Annotated in this window: 12 protein-coding genes and 1 tRNA gene; 8 read left to right on the top strand and 5 right to left on the bottom strand. The window is 36.5% G+C overall.

Going from position 1 to position 16,703, the window contains the following annotated elements; genetic code table 11:
• Nucleotides 1-3: 3 nt before the first annotated feature.
• From AAGD59_RS06265 to AAGD59_RS06275, 3 genes are read right to left on the bottom strand one after another with little or no spacing between them, the layout of a single operon-like run.
• The gene (locus AAGD59_RS06265) at nt 4-2,568 is read right to left on the bottom strand and encodes a type IV secretion system protein (protein WP_265027885.1); all 2,565 of its coding nucleotides are present in this window, start codon (nt 2,566-2,568) and stop codon (nt 4-6) included.
• Nucleotides 2,561-4,966 carry a VirB4 family type IV secretion/conjugal transfer ATPase gene (locus tag AAGD59_RS06270; RefSeq protein WP_265028067.1) on the bottom strand — a complete coding sequence of 802 codons (2,406 nt, stop codon included), beginning with the start codon at nt 4,964-4,966 and terminating at the stop codon, nt 2,561-2,563. Before AAGD59_RS06270 ends, AAGD59_RS06265 begins: the two co-directional genes overlap by 8 nt.
• A gap of 9 nt (nt 4,967-4,975) precedes the next feature.
• The gene (locus AAGD59_RS06275; protein WP_007548615.1) at nt 4,976-5,272 is read right to left on the bottom strand and encodes a type IV secretion system protein VirB3; all 297 of its coding nucleotides are present in this window, start codon (nt 5,270-5,272) and stop codon (nt 4,976-4,978) included.
• Between the two features lie 108 nt (nt 5,273-5,380).
• On the opposite strand from AAGD59_RS06275, the gene AAGD59_RS06280 reads away from it, so the two are divergent.
• Complete coding sequence (locus AAGD59_RS06280; RefSeq protein ID WP_015589250.1) at nt 5,381-6,916, top strand: lysine--tRNA ligase; 1,536 nt, start codon at nt 5,381-5,383, stop codon at nt 6,914-6,916.
• A 715-nt stretch (nt 6,917-7,631) separates the two neighbouring features.
• Here the strand turns inward: AAGD59_RS06280 and AAGD59_RS06290 are convergent.
• Both AAGD59_RS06290 and alaS read right to left on the bottom strand, forming a co-directional pair.
• A complete protein-coding gene (locus AAGD59_RS06290; protein WP_153801319.1) occupies nt 7,632-7,775 on the bottom strand; it encodes a hypothetical protein in 144 nt (47 codons plus the stop codon).
• 186 nt (nt 7,776-7,961) lie between these two features.
• A complete protein-coding gene (alaS, locus tag AAGD59_RS06295) occupies nt 7,962-10,595 on the bottom strand; it encodes an alanine--tRNA ligase (protein WP_141457239.1) in 2,634 nt (877 codons plus the stop codon).
• A gap of 165 nt (nt 10,596-10,760) precedes the next feature.
• On the opposite strand from alaS, the gene AAGD59_RS06300 reads away from it, so the two are divergent.
• From AAGD59_RS06300 to gpmI, 7 genes are all read left to right on the top strand, one after another.
• Nucleotides 10,761-11,204 (top strand): PAS domain-containing protein, encoded by a 444-nt coding sequence (locus AAGD59_RS06300; protein ID WP_015589252.1) that lies wholly within the window; start codon nt 10,761-10,763, stop codon nt 11,202-11,204.
• Nucleotides 11,205-11,302: 98 nt separating this feature from the next.
• Entirely contained in the window at nt 11,303-11,509 is a 207-nt protein-coding gene (rpmI, locus tag AAGD59_RS06305) for a 50S ribosomal protein L35 (RefSeq protein WP_015589253.1), read from the top strand.
• 20 nt (nt 11,510-11,529) lie between these two features.
• The gene (rplT, locus tag AAGD59_RS06310) at nt 11,530-11,895 is read left to right on the top strand and encodes a 50S ribosomal protein L20 (protein WP_015589254.1); all 366 of its coding nucleotides are present in this window, start codon (nt 11,530-11,532) and stop codon (nt 11,893-11,895) included.
• Between the two features lie 12 nt (nt 11,896-11,907).
• Nucleotides 11,908-12,807 carry a methionyl-tRNA formyltransferase gene (gene fmt, locus AAGD59_RS06315; RefSeq protein WP_015589255.1) on the top strand — a complete coding sequence of 300 codons (900 nt, stop codon included), beginning with the start codon at nt 11,908-11,910 and terminating at the stop codon, nt 12,805-12,807.
• Between the two features lie 80 nt (nt 12,808-12,887).
• On the top strand, nt 12,888-14,399 hold the full coding sequence (gene purH / locus AAGD59_RS06320) for a bifunctional phosphoribosylaminoimidazolecarboxamide formyltransferase/IMP cyclohydrolase (RefSeq protein WP_341812919.1): 1,512 nt from the start codon (nt 12,888-12,890) through the stop codon (nt 14,397-14,399).
• Between the two features lie 644 nt (nt 14,400-15,043).
• Nucleotides 15,044-15,115, top strand: a tRNA-Asn gene (locus AAGD59_RS06325).
• A 33-nt stretch (nt 15,116-15,148) separates the two neighbouring features.
• On the top strand, nt 15,149-16,669 hold the full coding sequence (gene gpmI, locus AAGD59_RS06330; RefSeq protein WP_015589257.1) for a 2,3-bisphosphoglycerate-independent phosphoglycerate mutase: 1,521 nt from the start codon (nt 15,149-15,151) through the stop codon (nt 16,667-16,669).
• Nucleotides 16,670-16,703 lie beyond the last annotated feature (34 nt).

Below are 16,703 nucleotides of genomic sequence, written 5' to 3' on the forward strand. Positions count from 1 at the left end.
AACTCATTCAGTGCTTTTGTTAACACTCTCGGAGCTACTAGAACCAGAACCTCGAGATTTACTCTTGTCTCCACCACTCAACTTCTTAGCAGCAGCACCAGCAACTCCAGCAACACCCCCAGCAGCAGCTTTGGCAGCAGATAAAGCTTTGCCCACCATTTGTCCAGGTGTCTGACCTGAGCCAAGTGCTGCTCTATGGTTACCAGCAAGTTCAGCAGCCATGCCAGGAAGAATGTTTAAAAAGTGGTAAAAGAGGAATAATACTAAACACAATTTTAATAATTCTCCGATGAGAGAGCTGCCAAACTCCATGTATGTAAAGTCGAATAGACCAAGTATGCTGCTCTTTTTAAAGCTATAATTTTGCATCATACATGCAAGAGTAGTTTCATTTTTATCACATTCCCCATCTTTCAATTTAAACCACTGTTTTTTCTTACTATATGAGATTTCTGCTTGTTTCTTTTCATATGACTTGTCCGGTTGTTCATTTTTATATGACTCGTCCAGTTCAAAATTTAAATTTTTAAAATAGATTTTATCACATGCTATGAACATAAAGGACAAAAACGCAAAAAGGATAACCGGGTATAAGCTATAGGTAATCAACTCTTTCACCCAGCCTTCAAAATATCCTTTGGTGTGTTGGAATAAAACCATAGGAATGAACAAAGGTGATAAAATGATGATTACACTTAAAGCAACTAGAGATAAAATAAATACATAGCACAGCCACAAAATAACCATCATCATCAGAACGGCCATAAATATACAGACAAGAGCTACTAAAATTTGTCCACCAGCAAAAATAATACCGATTACCGAACCTGCAACTAATAAGACAGGAGCAGCACCAAGCAAGACTGCTAACGTTGCAACACCTCCAGTACCAATTTTGCCACCAATTCCATCTAAAGGGGCACCTAAATAAAATAAAATTCTACAATCAAGCCTATCCCAAGGTGCAAGATAACTGTAAGATACCCTCTTTCCTGCACGAGTATATTCATAATCTGTACCTGCTTTATAATTACATATGCCTTTACTTTCAGATGATGCTTTTAGCACTATCTCTGACAAACCATTTGAGAGACGAGTTAATTCTCCATAATAATGAGACATGGTACTGCCTGTTGTGAAGTAAATCACTAAAGCGAATTTTATGATCAACATATACATTTCTTGAGGCCTCTGAACTCCACCAGACATGGCTTTTATAGAGAACAGTATTAAAGCTAAAACTAAAACAGCAGTTACAGTGTTTTTCAGCCTTTTCTGTGCTACAGATATAAAACTCTCACCATTTGGTGCACCTTTACCTGCAACTAAATTATCTAATGATTCCTTAATGCATTGCACTATCATAGAAGTTACGGGAATAGGAGCTAATGATTTACTCCCTGCCTGGTTATAACAAGCTTCAGAAACATACGAGCTAAAACAGCCAGCATTATCATAACCTACAAAAATTTTCCCCCCTTGTCCGTTGAGTCCTTTTTCTTTAGATCTGATAATAGTTTTATAGTCATCATTATTACCAATAGTAACTTTTTCCTCTCCTGTACCATCTTTATCTTTGAATATCATCACAGATTTTTCACACATAGGAGCAAGTGGGTCAGGTGGCAATTCCGTGCACCCCATATCAACCCCTTGCGGCCAAGGAGTCATTTCGATACCAAGCATGCTAACACTGGCTAACTCCACACATAATCTGCCCGTTTTTCTCACTGCTTTGAATGTAGCTCCATGTATGGGTTCGCTCTGTCCTGCTTTGAGAACTCTACATTCCAGACCACCATCAACCTTCGAGGACCATGACCCATCTACGTATCCAGTGTCTTTCTCCCTGACATCAAAGTCTATGTATCCAGGTTTTCCTCTGGAATTAAAGTCTACCTTATTAAAAAGATTACCAAAAGTTAAAGGGTTTCGATGACATACTTCTATATATTCACTGTATTGCACACCATTTTTTGGCCAGTAATAACTCTCTGTACTCTCCTGAACGTTAGAATTTAAGGCTTCTTTTTCTGCTCTTTTCCCGTCATAATCTTTTTTGTTCACGTCTTCCCGAGCTTTATTTTGCAAACAAGAAAAATATTCCTCTTCTGTTTGGTAATTTTCATTGGTGCAGCCACTATAACCTGTGTCTTCTAATTTAAAATTTTTGTATTTTCCATCATGGTCACGTGCAACTGGGTGTTTAACAAAACTATGTTCACAAACAACAAGTCCTCCTATAGCTTTCCAGACTCCAACAATTGCAGCTATCATTCCAACAATAACAAGAGCGGTAAACAAACCAGCAGAAGAAACGATCAAAACAATGCCAGTAAATATTGCGCCAACAGCAATCGCTATTCCAGCAAGTGCTGCAGCTGTTTTAAACGCTCCACAATCAGGATTAGAGGCACGACTAAAACTGCCAGTGGAATTAAATCTGCTAACAAATTCTGTCTTGTCAGTACCACTTACTCCATCTGCAAGCACTGGATATGAGAGTAAAAAGTCTATATTTAGTAAAAATATCGCAATTAATAGCAATGACAGCTTAGTCTTAAACATTTTTTACCTTCTGATAAAATATAGGCAACCATACTTTTGGGTTGTCCCCAACTTCATTTAATATATCGTGTAACAATAGAACACTTTCTGCACGTCCGGATAATACGTTGATTATATCATCCAGGCCTTTTAAGTCTATTCTAGCTACTACAGCATTGACTCCTTGTTTCACCAAAAAGAATCTAGTACTCGGATCTGTGTGCTTAATTAATATATATTCACGTTCAGTTAACATAAAAACATCCCGATAGACACTAGTAGCTTTCAGATTTGGTAAAAAAATCTGTGTCGCTGTTTGTTGTACAAGCGTATCGCTAATAGTACTTTTACTTGCATCCTCAACACTCTGAGTAGCAAAAATCACAAAAGCATTTAGTTTTCTCAGTACCTTCAACCAGTCTTTTATCTTGGGTGCAAAAACTGGATTATCTATTAACGCCCATGCCTCATCAAGAACGATAATAGATGGAGTGCCATCAAGAGATATACTAATCCTATGAAATAAATAAATCAAGACCGGTCCAAGAGCAACAGGATCTTTGAGCAAGCTAGCCATCTCAAAACCAAATACTCTTGCTCGTGAAAAATCTAGCAAATCTTCTTTATTGTCAAATATTGCAGCATGAGAACCATTATCATGCCACATAGATATTGCCCCAGCTAGAGTATCAGGACCTGCAAGCCCTAAAAACGGTACGAGGTTTCTCAAGAATCTGTCTTCTTTTCTTAATTTAAAATTTCCTTCAATTGCATCATTAATTCGTGCAATATCTTCTGAAGTAAATTTATCATTATATACCGAAATTAAAGACTTTATCCACTCCATTAAAAATGTTCTATTATCAGAGGTATCATCAAGTTGTAAAGGATTAAAATTTGTTTTAGTTCTTGGTTCTATTACAGTATAGATACCACTAAGTGCTCTTAAGAAAATCTCTGCACCGCGATCTTTATCAAAAAAGAATATCCTTGGAGAAAACTTCATCGCTTGGGCACACAGGAAATTCATTAAAACAGTTTTACCAGCACCAGTTGGGCCAATTATCATAGTGTGTCCAACATCCCTTATATGAAAGTTGAAAAAAAATGGAGTACCAGATGTCGTGTCAAAAACTGTAACGGCATCTCCCCAGTGGTTATTGAATTTATTACCAGTAGGATAATTATGTTGAGATGCAAATCCAGCCAAATTAAGACTACTTATTGTAGCTTTTCTCACTATATAATCGAAATTACCAGGAATTTGCGCCCAAAATGCTGGTTCAAGGTTAACTCTCTCACGTATAGGGTAAACACCGCAATTAGAAAGCTCTGATTCTACCAACGACAGAGCGTTATCCAATGATTTAGGACTTTTTTCTATACATAAAATAGTCAGGTGATGTTGACCAAACGCAATCTTACCACTCATTGCTTCATCAAGCGCTTGAGAAATTTCTGCTATTTGAGAAATAGCTTTATCTGCAGACTGTATCATTCGATTTTGCTGTATCTGCATTTTTCCAATCGCCATTTGCCTGTTTATAAATTGAAAAGATTGCGTAATTATAAACTCGTAAGGAAGTTGTAAAAACGAATCAAGCATTCCTGCAGAAGTATGATTTCCATATTCTTTGATACTAATTATTCCAGCATATTTACTCTCATTATGAGTCACAACCTGTATCATCTTACGGCCAAAGAATAACCTATGTACTGGTAAGTATCTTGATATTTCAGTTCTTAGCGGAAAAAGCGTATTTGTAACGAAGCCACAATTTACGATTCTAGATAGAAACTCCATTATTTCGCAGAACAAACCATCTGGAGTTTCTTTTACTCCAAGAATTTTAGGCGAATAATTTCTAAGGCTTGTCACTACACGATTTGTCGTTTCCTCTAAATCTTCATACGTGGCACGTATATCACTTTCCCAAGCATGTTTTGAAGTTACATGTCCGAATTTTTTTAGTAGATGTGACAAAAATTCTACTCCTTTTGTGTCCGCTCTACGGATAATCGTAATGTATAGGTCATTAATAAATGATTGCCTTGTTGCGTGTTTTTCTCTCCATTTTAGATTTACGTGATTAGCGAAAAAATTCGGCAAACCTTGACTTGCAAATTCATCAGAAAAAATATTTTTCTTACGTCTGATAGTATGAAAATACAAACTAAATGCCGGAGATGAAATGCTTCTTAGCATCTGATTCCTGATGTTGTTCTGTATGACTAAATCCTCGTCATCGGCAGTTTCAAATGCAAAACCACTTAATTTTATAACCTTAACCAACCAATTTTCTTTTGTCATCAAGGTTGTGCTATTCCAATAGCAAGAATAAGGAATAAATTCAGCAGCGTGAACTTCCCTGTTCAGAGTAGATTTATTCTTTGATTGAATAGCCCTAAACCTCAGCATCACACAACGTTAAGCAATATCATAAGAATTGGCTCCATGGTAAAAACGATTTAAACATTTCGAGCACTTTCCCAATTTTACCATAAATAATTCAATAAACAACGGTTCTTTTGCAGAAGCTATATAACCAAGTCCATGTATACCTGGTAACATTAAGAGAATCACTCTTAAATCATTTGAATTAATGAAAATTAGCATGCAAATCAGGACGTTTAATATTGCAAACATATAACTCACACCAAAGAGCATTGCAGGTCTTGTAAGACCTTTAAATAATTGATCTGTTTGTATACTACCTGTGGACATATCTTTAACCTTCTAATAATAGCTCTAACACTAATACTATATCATTATATTAAAAATCCATTGAAACTAGTAGCACTTTAAGTTAAGATACATTATTTAATCCCGATAATGACAAGTTGGCCATTTCAAGAAGCAGAAAAAATATTGCAAGAGTTTCCTAATAAAAAAGAAATAATATTTGAAACTGGTTATGGACCCTCTGGTTTACCCCACATAGGAACCTTTGGAGAGGTTTTCCGCACTACAGTTATTGTAAATGCATTAAAAAAAATAGCTCCTGGTATAAAAACCAAAATCATTGCAGTTTCAGATGATATGGATGGTTTGCGAAAAATACCAGATAATGTGCCAAATCAAGAGATGCTAAGAGAGCACTTAAATAAACCATTGACTATGATACCTGATCCATTTGGCACTCATCAGAGTTATGGTCATCATATGAATTCATTGTTGTGTAAATTTCTTGATATGTTTGAATTTGAATACGAGTTCAGGAGTGCAACAGAGTGTTATAAATCTGGCGTTTACGATGAAAAACTTTTACTCTTACTGAAAAATTATGATAAAGTGATGGACGTAATGCTTCCATCATTTCGGGAAGAAAGACAGCAGACTTATAGTCCATTCTTGCCAATATGCCCAAAAACTTCTCAAGTTTTACAAGTTCCAGTAATTGAAACAAATACAGAGAAAGGAACAATCACATATGAAGACCCAAACGGGGAAAAAATAGAAGTTCCAGTGACAAAAGGAAAATGTAAACTGCAATGGAAACCTGATTGGGGAATGAGGTGGGCCGCATTTGGAGTAAATTACGAAGCTCACGGAAAAGATTTAACTCCATCTGCTGTGCTTTCAAGTCAAATATGTGAAATACTTGGAGAAAAGCCACCACTTCTGTTTTGCTACGAGCTTTTCCTTGATAAAGAAGGAAAGAAAATATCAAAATCAAAAGGAAATGGCATTTCAATTGAAGAGTGGCTAACTTACGCACCAACAGAGAGCTTAGCATTGTACATTTTTCAGAGTCCTAAAAAAGCTAAACGTTTATATTTTGATGTGATACCAAAATCAACTGATGAATATTTAGAATTTGTAAAGCGTTATCATGAGAACAAAGAAAAGGATATAAATAATCCTGCTTGGCACATTCACCAGGGCAATGTTCCCAGTATAGAAACTTCAGGCATAAATTTCTCACTACTTTTAAACCTAGCAGCAGCTTGTAATGCTGAAAACAAAGAGATCCTATGGGGTTTTATATCCTCTTATGCACCAAACGTTACACCAGAAAATAATAAAATGCTTGATAGACTTTCAGACTTCGCAGTAAAGTATTATCACGATTTTATCAAGCCAACAAAATCATATAAAACTCCAAATGAAAAAGAAAAAGCAGCGTTACTAGATTTGAAGGACACTTTACATTCTCTATCTACAACTGCTACTGCTGAAGAAATTCAATCTCAGGTATTTTCTATTGGAAAAAAATATGATTACACCAACTTACGTGACTGGTTTCAGCTATTATATGAAACGTTACTTGGCCAAAAAACCGGTCCAAGAATGGGATCTTTCATAAAGCTTTACGGAATAGGTAATACGATTTCTCTCATAGAAAGCGCTACTAAATGTATACTTTAGAGTTTACCTCCTTTCATTTGAGCTCTTTAGTTTTAATAAGAATTCCTTGACAAACTCCGCTAGCCCCCTTATCATGAAACTGAAGCTATTGTATTTGCTTTCGCCAATCTGCAGATTAAAAGGTAAGGATTACTTAATGTATCGGCGTCTTATGTTCAATTTTTTGCAGTATATAGATACTGTATGTCTTTACAAAACTTCATCTACATCTAGATTTTTATCTAAATAAGCTGAACGCGCTTATAAAGCGTTACAAGACATCAAAAAATGCCAATACTCGACAGAGATAGTAAAAGACTAGCTAACTCGGGGATTCTTTGTCTTTTTTTCTGCTTGGTAAATTTCTTAAACATTTGCAGCGTAAGTTAGTTGCAATTAAAAGCGGCTGAATCTCGCTTGTCAAGCGTTTAAAACATAAAAAACGCCAATATTTTAAAGCGGATAATAACCCCAGGGCTTCTTTTGCCTTTTTTTTCATTTGGTAAATTTCTTAATGTTTATGGCTAAACGACAACCGTCATCCCGCTACTTGTTAGCGGCTGAGATACCGCGAATGAATCGCGGTATGACGGTTCGCGGCGGCATGACGATAAGGTTTATACCTTGTCATCCCAGTGCTTGACACTGGGATCCAGCTTTCTTTATAAATTCACCAAAAGTGCTTCATTCTATAACGCAAAACCCATACTCACCAAATCCAATGCATTACTTGCAATTAAGTTTCCTGGATCCCAGTGTCTGGGCACTGGGATGACACCATCATAAAGGAATCAGTGTCAGCTACTTTCATGACACCATTCTTTTTCCTGGATCCAAGTAGTCGAGCTACTTGGATGACAGCTAGCCTGACAACCGTCATCCCGCTACCTGTTAGCGGGATCTATGCTAAGAGATACCGCGAATGAATTGCGGTATGACGGTTTGCAACGGTATGACGGTTCGCGGCGGCATAGTAATTCGTCATCCCGCTGCTTGTTAGCGGGATCTCTTGTTAGCGGCTAAGAGATACCGCGAATGAATCGCGGTATGACGGTGTAGACGATGGTTAAGTATCCCGCTGCTTGTTAGCGCCGCGGCGGTATGACGGTTCGTGGTGGTATGACGTAGAGTGCTTAGAAGCTGCTATTTTGCTACAAATGGCTGTAATGGCATCATCTATTTTATTGCTATCACAGCCTGTTTGTGCAAGTTCAGCGTTCCCACCACAATTTTTTTCAACTGCTATTGATACTAGTTCTTTTGCACTAATTTTATTAGCTAAGTCTTTACTTACTTTAATAATCAAGACTGTTTTATCTTTTTCTGTTGCCGTGAAAGCTATTATCGTTTTTGGTTTTTGTTGCTGCAAAACAAACTCTCTTATTATATTCGCTGGAATATTGGTAAAAGCATGACTTACAAAATTTATTCCATTTATTTCAGTGCTTTTTATGCTCTCTGCGCTTATAAGTTTTTTATATAAATTTTTTATTTTAGCTTCAGATTCTTTGCGCTCTTGATTTAAAATATTTAATCGGTTTATTATTTCACTTGCTGGTGCTTTTACGAATTCTGCAACTTTTTTTAAGTTAATTTCATTATCACGTACATAATTGATTGCTTCCTGACCAGTTAAAGCTTCAATTCTTCTCACTCCAAAAGCAACAGAACTTTCTGTTACTATCTTAAATAAACCAATTTCTCCAGTATGTTCAACGTGCGTGCCACCACACAGTTCTCTTGAATCTCCAATCTTCACTACTCTTACTTGGTTGCCATATTTTTCACCGAATAACGCCATAGCTCCTTCGTCTATTGCCTGATTCATGCTCTGAATTTTTGTAGACGTAGAAAGGTTTTCTCTGATTAGAGAGTTTACCATATCTTCTACTAAGAATAGCTGATCCTGAGTAACTTGAGTGTTATGACTAAAGTCAAATCGTAACTTATCCGGTGCAACTAGGGAACCTTTTTGAGTGACATGGTCACCCAAGATTTTTCTCAATACAAAGTGCAAAAGGTGTGTAGCTGAATGATTTCTTCTTAAGGTTTGCCTTCTTTCCTTGTCAATGCTTGCTGCAACTGTGTTACCTTTACAAATTGAACCGAACTTAACTATGCATCTGTGCAAATATAGGTCATTAACCTTATTGGTATTCTCGACTATAATAATACTTCTATCAGATTTGATCAGACTGCCAGTATCTCCCACCTGTCCACCTGACTCGCCATAAAAAGGTGTTTTATCAAGTATAATGGTTATCTTTTCTCCCTCCTTTGCAGAATCAATTACTTCATTTTTAGAGGAAACTATAGCTAGTATTTTCGCATCATTTACTTCATTGAACTCATAACCAACAAATTTTGTTTTGCCAAATTTATCGATCAAATCAAACCATACTTGCTCAACAGATTTTTCACCAGATCCAGCCCATTTAGCACGTGCTCTCTCTTTTTGTTCTCCCATTGCATCATCAAAACCCTTCTGGTCAAAATTTATTTTTTTCTCTTTTAAAATATCAAGTGTAATATCCAAAGGAAATCCATAAGTATCATATAGCTTAAACGCTAATTCTCCAGGCAGAGTGTCACCTGGTTTTAAATCTGCAGTGAATTTTTCCAATAGACTAATGCCTTTCATCAAAGTGTCTTTAAAGTTTTCTTCCTCTGATTTTAACGTCGTTTCTATTAAGCTTTTAGCTCTGACTAATTCAGCTCCCATATAAGCCGAACTCGTGCTATCTATCAACACTGGAAAAATACGATGGAGTAGGGAATCATTATATCCAAGCAGGTGAATATAACGTGTGGCTCTCCTAATTAATCTGCGTAATACGTAATTCCTGCCCTCATTTCCAGGAAGCACTCCTTCTGCGATGAGAAATGCAGCCGCGCGAAGATGATCTGCTACGATCTTATGCGCTATTTTATTTTCTGTTCTTCCACAATACTCTTGAGATTTATTTATCAAAGCAGAAAATAAATCAATATCATAGTTATCATGGACGTTTTGCATAACAGCCGCTATTCTTTCAAGACCCATTCCAGTATCGATGCATTTTTTTGGCAATTTGTGTAAATTACCTTCTTCATCTTTGTTAAACTCCATGAATACCAGATTCCAGATTTCAACAATTCTATCGCCCTCTTGTAAATTAGGACTCCCATGGTCATAAAAAATTTCAGAACATGGACCGCACGGACCAGTGCTTCCCATACTCCAAAAGTTATCATCCGTTGTAATTCTTATGATTTTATCACTTGAAAAGCCACTTATCTTACGCCAAATCTCGTACGCCTCATCATCAGTATGGTAGACGGTTATGGATAGTCTGTTTTTATCAAGAGATAACTCTTTAGTGATAAATTCCCACGCAAATTCTATCGCAGTTTCCTTAAAGTAATCACCGAAGCTAAAATTTCCGAGCATTTCAAAAAATGTGTGATGCCGAGTTGTATAGCCAACATTTTCCAGATCATTGTGTTTACCGCCTGCTCTTAGGCACTTTTGACTTGAGACAGCACGTTTCATTTCAGTTTTTTGAGCACCAGTAAAAATATTTTTAAACTGCACCATACCAGCATTTGTGAACATGAGCGTTGGGTCATGTTCTGGAATCAAAGGAGAAGAAGAAACCTGCTCGTGGTCATTATTTACAAAAAATTTTATAAATCTTTCTCTGATTTCGTTTAGCTTCATCGTTTTTATTGAGGTTATCTATAAATAATAAGTTGTAATGGAAATAAAATCAATACCACTCTCTAGATCTCAGAACTTCTAGTGACATGCACCTTGTGGTAAGAAAAAATCAATATATTCACGATAAATTTACCTCATATCTGTGTTTTATATGTGGAAATTGGAATGGAAATTTATGTAGGCAAAGAAAAAAGAATAGCAAATGTGGTGACTCAACACTGGAATGACATAAAAGGATCAGACAGAGATTGGCCAGAAAGGCATGAAATAGACACTGCAGAAATAATGGAGTCATGGCAGCATTGTTTTATCATTGAAGTCAAAGATCAAGGTTATATTTGCGAAAATGCAGGAGAAAAGGCTGTTGAATTCTATGGTTTTGAGAACAAGACGCGTATTGATAATAAGTATGCAATTGATGCACCATTTTTGCGACTATATAAAATAGATGCAGTCATTGATAAACTTGATACTGTAATAGAGAGTAAATGTCCAATCAACGAAGAGGAAGAAAGTGAAAGTGTTAAAATGAGGCAAGTATTGTTGCCACTTGGGAATAAAGAAGGTATAACACATATATTGGGCGTAATTACTTTTAAACTCCTTTAATATACAATTTTAATTTGATTCTTTAATAAAATTATTTATACTACTACTTAATTACTATTAAAGAACTCAATAGTAGTGCTTGTAAATTTGTTTAGAATATGAAGAAAATAAAATTAAAAACCAAATCCTCTGTCAAAAAGCGCTTTCACCTTACAGCTAAGGGTAAAGTCATTTCTACTCAGTCAGGCAAAAGGCATGGCATGGTAAAGAGAAGTAAATCTAATATTCGTAATCAGCGCGGTACAACGATTCTTGGTAAATCTGACTCGCGTATAGTTAAGCTTTATATGCCTTATGGTATTTAATAAAATGGAGGTAAAATAAAATGGCTCGGGTAAAACGTGGAGTCACTACTCACGCTCGTCATAAAAAAATATTGAAACTGGCAAAGGGTTATAGAGGGCGCGCAAAAAGTTGTTATAGAATTGCATTACAAAGAGTTGAAAAAGCACTGCAATATGCTTATAGAGACAGAAGAAATCGTAAACGTGATTTTCGTGGTTTATGGATAATACGTATTAATGCAGCAGTAAGAGAGCATGGGCTTACTTATGGTAGGTTTATGCATGGTCTTACACTTGCCGGCATTGATTTAAATAGAAAGATTCTTGCTGAGATGGCCGTTAATTATAAGGATGATTTTGCCAAATTAGTAGAAGCTGTAAGTGGTAAATTAGCAGAGAATTCTTAAAGCAAAGACACCATGAGAATTATTTTCATGGGGTCACCAGAATTCGCTGTTAGTACGCTAAACTTACTATTGAAATCACAGAATAAAATAGTAGCAGTATACACCAAGGCTCCAAAACCTTCAGGGCGTGGACAGAAGCCAACGAAATCTCCAGTACATGTTATCGCTGAAGAAAGTAACATAGAGGTATGTACTCCTATCTCTCTAAAGTTTTCGGCAGAGCAAGAAAAATTTAGAAATTTCAAACCAGACGTTGCAGTTGTAGCTGCGTATGGATTGATACTTCCAAGAGAAATTTTGAATATTCCAAAATATGGTTGTATTAATATTCATCCTTCATTACTACCAAGGTGGCGTGGTGCAGCCCCGATACAGCACACAATTTTAGCAGGAGATCAAGAAACCGGGGTTAGCATTATGCAACTGGATGAAGGATTAGATTCCGGCCCTATTTTAAAACAGGAAAAATTTCTTATCGAAAAGAACGATAATTACAAGACATTGCATGATAAATTGTCTGAATTAGGCAGTGATTTACTGCTGGAAGTGCTAAACGAAATTGAAAAACAGCTTCTCTTAAAACAGAACGATAACGATGCATGTTACGCTAACAAAGTGGAAGACTATAAAATTTATGCAAGTGATGCCTGTGAAGTTGCTTATAGAAAGGTTAAAGCGTTTTACCCAAAAGCATTCATTAAGATAGAAAATAAACGTATCAGGATACTTGATGCTGACTTTGAAGCTCTCGCTTCAGAACAAGGTAAGATTGTTAACGATAATATGCACATAAGTTTAAAAGGTGGCACTTTAATTCCTAAAGTTGTACAAATGGAAGGGAGAAATCCTTGCAGTATTGAAGATTTTATTCGTGGCTTGAAATCAAGCATGGTAAAAAAATTTATAGAATAGACTGCTTTAAATTAGTGTAGAAATGTAATAGCTAAATTTCCTTTTCTTAGATATAATCTTATAAAATTTTCTGTACAAAAATGAAAATCAAAAGAGCTTTAATATCGGTATATGATAAAACGAATATAATTGATCTTGCATCGTTTTTAATGCAGCAACAAATAGAAATTCTTTCAACAGGAAATACTTATAAAGCACTATCTGATGCCGGAATAAAAACGCAAGAAGTATCAGATTATACGCAATTTCCAGAGATACTGGGTGGTAGAGTAAAAACTTTACACCCTAAAATTCATGGAGGAATACTTTATGATCGAGAAAAGCACAAAAAGGAAGTGCAAGATCTAGAAATTGAGCCAATAGACCTGCTTATAACTAACCTATACCCATTTTGGGAGACAGTAAGTAGCAGCTCACATGAAGAGCAAATTATAGAACAAATTGATATCGGCGGAGTGGCATTAATTAGAGCTGCAGCAAAAAACTTTCGTTTTACTTCAGTTATTTCTAGCATTCAAGACTATGAAGCACTGAAAGCTGAGATGATAGAAAATAACAATAAAACAACATTGGAATATAGAAAACACTTAGCAACCAAAGCATTTGCTCTCACTGCACACTACGATTCTAATATTCACAGTTGGTTTTTATCCCAGAGTAAAAATAATGAGTTACCAGAGTTTTTTGCTCTATACGGGCATAAAGTACAAGAACTCAGGTATGGTGAAAATCCCCATCAAAAAGCTGCATTTTATAGTAATCAATTTACAGAATATCCGTTGGAAAAACTACATGGAAAAGAGTTGAGTTATAATAATATAGTAGATATAGAATCCGCACTTAACATAACTTCTGAATTCGAAGAACCTGCAGCAGTGATAATCAAGCATAATAACCCATGTGGCGCTGCTATTGGTAATAATGCTTTGGAGGCATATGAAAAAGCTCTATCGTGCGATGAAGTAAGCAGTTTTGGTGGTATAGTTGCCTTAAACCGGGAGATAGATTTAAAGCTAGCGGAAAAATTAAACGAGATATTTTTAGAAGTAGTGATAGCACCATCGGTAAACAATGAGGCACTAAAAATTTTACAAAGAAAGAAAAATTTAAGAGTGATTATTCATAAATCTTTTCAACAAAATGTGAAATACCAAACTAAAAATGTTGTTGGTGGGTTTTTGGTGCAAGAAAATAATGACCACACAATAAAAGCAGAACAAGTAACAGAATGCACTGCAACAGACAAAGAAAAAAAAGATCTTATTTTTGCCTGGAAAATATGTAAGCATGTGAAATCCAACGCAATAGTTATAGCAAAAGATGGTTGTGCTATTGGCATCGGCGCAGGGCAAACAAGCAGAATAGATAGTGTGAACATTGCAGTGAAAAAAGCAGGTGAAAAATGTAAAGGTGCGGTGCTTGCTTCAGATGCATTTTTCCCATTTCCAGATAGCATAGTAGAAAGCACAAAACATGGAATTACAGCTATAATTCAGCCCGGTGGCTCGCTAAAAGATCAAGATGTGATAAAAGCTGCAAATGAAAATAAAATTGCTATGTTTTTCACTGGCGTTCGCAGTTTTTTCCATTAGGCTTTGTGTCTTATCGTCATACCGCCACAAACCGTCATACCGCCGCGGTATCTCTCAACATAGATCCCGCTAGCGGGATGACAAATATACCGCCGCGGCGCTAACAAGAGATCCCGCTAACAAGCAGCGGGATGACGAGCTTATCGTGCTGCCACGAACCGTCATGCCTCTGCGAACCGTCATACCGCGATTCATTCGCGGTATCTCAGCCGCTAACAAGCAGCGGGATGACGGCTGTCGCTTAGCCACAAACGTTAAAAAATTTACCAAATAAAAAAAAAGGCAAAGAAGCCCCGTGGTGCGAGTTTTGACCCTCTAATACTTTAAATTGGCGCTGTAATAATGTGCTAACGCTTAAAATAAGCGCGATTTGGCTGAATGTAGAAAAAATTAAAAAGACATGCAGCCGCTATAATTTTATGTAATCCGCCAATAGATACTCCAAGTTTTTTACTGAATTTTTGTTATTGAACCCGCGCGGATCAAAAACAAGTTTTGAGTCAGAAATACTCTTAATACTACAATAAGGGGGCTGGCGGAGTTTGTCAAGTAAGTTTTTTCGTTTCTGTGACCAGTTGGACTTAAAGTCTACACAAAAAACGTTTACAACCAACGTTCAACATGGTAAATTAAAAACGGTTTATTCCTCGGTAGCTCAGTGGTAGAGCAGTTGGCTGTTAACCAATTGGTCGCTGGTTCGAATCCGGCCCGGGGAGCGTTTCTCTGTGAAATTCTAGTGTTGATTTTATATGAACATTAAATCAGTGGTTTTATGTATACTAGATGGCTGGGGAAATGGAATAGAGAATAATAAATACAACGCTATTAGCAACGCAAATCCACCTTGTTGGCAATACATTAGCTCTAATTATCCAAAATGCAGTTTATCCGCCTGTGGAACTGATGTTGGGTTACCTGGTGGTCAGATAGGTAACTCAGAAGTTGGCCACATGAATATTGGCAGTGGTAGAGTAGTAATGCAAAGCCTTCAGCGCATTAATCAAGAGATTGGAACAATAGAAAACAATGTAAATCTACAAAGTTTTATTAATGATCTAAAAAGTAAGAATGGTATATGCCATCTAGTGGGATTGGTGTCAGATGGCGGTGTTCATTCGCATCAAAAGCATATTTCAACTTTAGCAAATAAAATATCACAGCATGGAATCAAAGTGGTGATACATGCATTTTTAGATGGCAGAGACACATTGCCAAATTCAGGAAAAAAATGCATTCAAGAATTTATAAAGAGTATAAAGGGAAATGACATAAGAATTGCTACTGTTTCTGGGCGTTACTATGCTATGGACCGTGATAACAGGTGGGAGAGAACAATTGAAGCTTATGAGGCTATCGCATTTGCAAAGGCACCTCGTCATGATAATGCAGTATCGTTGATTGATGAAAATTATCAAAATAACATAACTGATGAGTTTGTCAGGCCTGCAGTAATAGGTGACTATCAAGGTATAAAACCAGAAGATGGAGTGCTGTTGGCTAACTTTCGTGCTGATCGAATGATACAATTAGCAAGTATTTTGCTAGGCAAAACAGACTATATTGAGGTAGCAAAACTCTCTTCAATTCTAAGCATGATGAAATATAAAGAAGATCTCAAAATTCCTCATATTTTTCCTCCTACTTCTTTCGCTGATACTCTAGGACAAACAATAGCAGACAATAAATTGCAACAATTACGTATCGCCGAAACCGAGAAATACGCTCATGTGACTTTCTTTTTCAATTGTGGAAAAGAAGAACCTTTCTCTGGTGAAGAAAGAATACTCATTCCCTCACCAAAAGTTCAAACTTACGATTTGCAGCCCGAAATGTCAGCCTTCGAGCTCACAGAAAAGCTTGTAGAAAAAATTCACTCCCAAGAATTCGCACTGATAGTTGTAAATTACGCTAATCCTGATATGGTAGGGCATACAGGTAATATAAAAGCAGCCGAGAAAGCTGTGCTAGCTGTAGATGATTGTCTTGCGAAAGTGCTGAGTGCTGTTAAAAAGTCAAGCAACACCGCATTAATTGTCACTGCAGACCACGGTAATGTGGAATGTATGTTCGATGAAGAAAATAATACACCTCACACAGCACACACTCTAAATAAAGTGCCATTTATTGTGTCTTGCGATAATCTAAAACTAAGAGACGGAAGGTTATCTGACATTGCCCCTACTATTTTACAGCTACTTGGAATTAAAAAACCAAACGAAATGACAGGCAGTTCGTTGATTTCTTGCATTACCCTCTGTCATTCCAGCTAGGCAGCGTTATGCACCGGAATGACATCAAATAGAT

Source organism: Wolbachia endosymbiont (group A) of Cephus spinipes (assembly GCF_964026895.1).
GTDB lineage: Bacteria > Pseudomonadota > Alphaproteobacteria > Rickettsiales > Anaplasmataceae > Wolbachia > Wolbachia pipientis.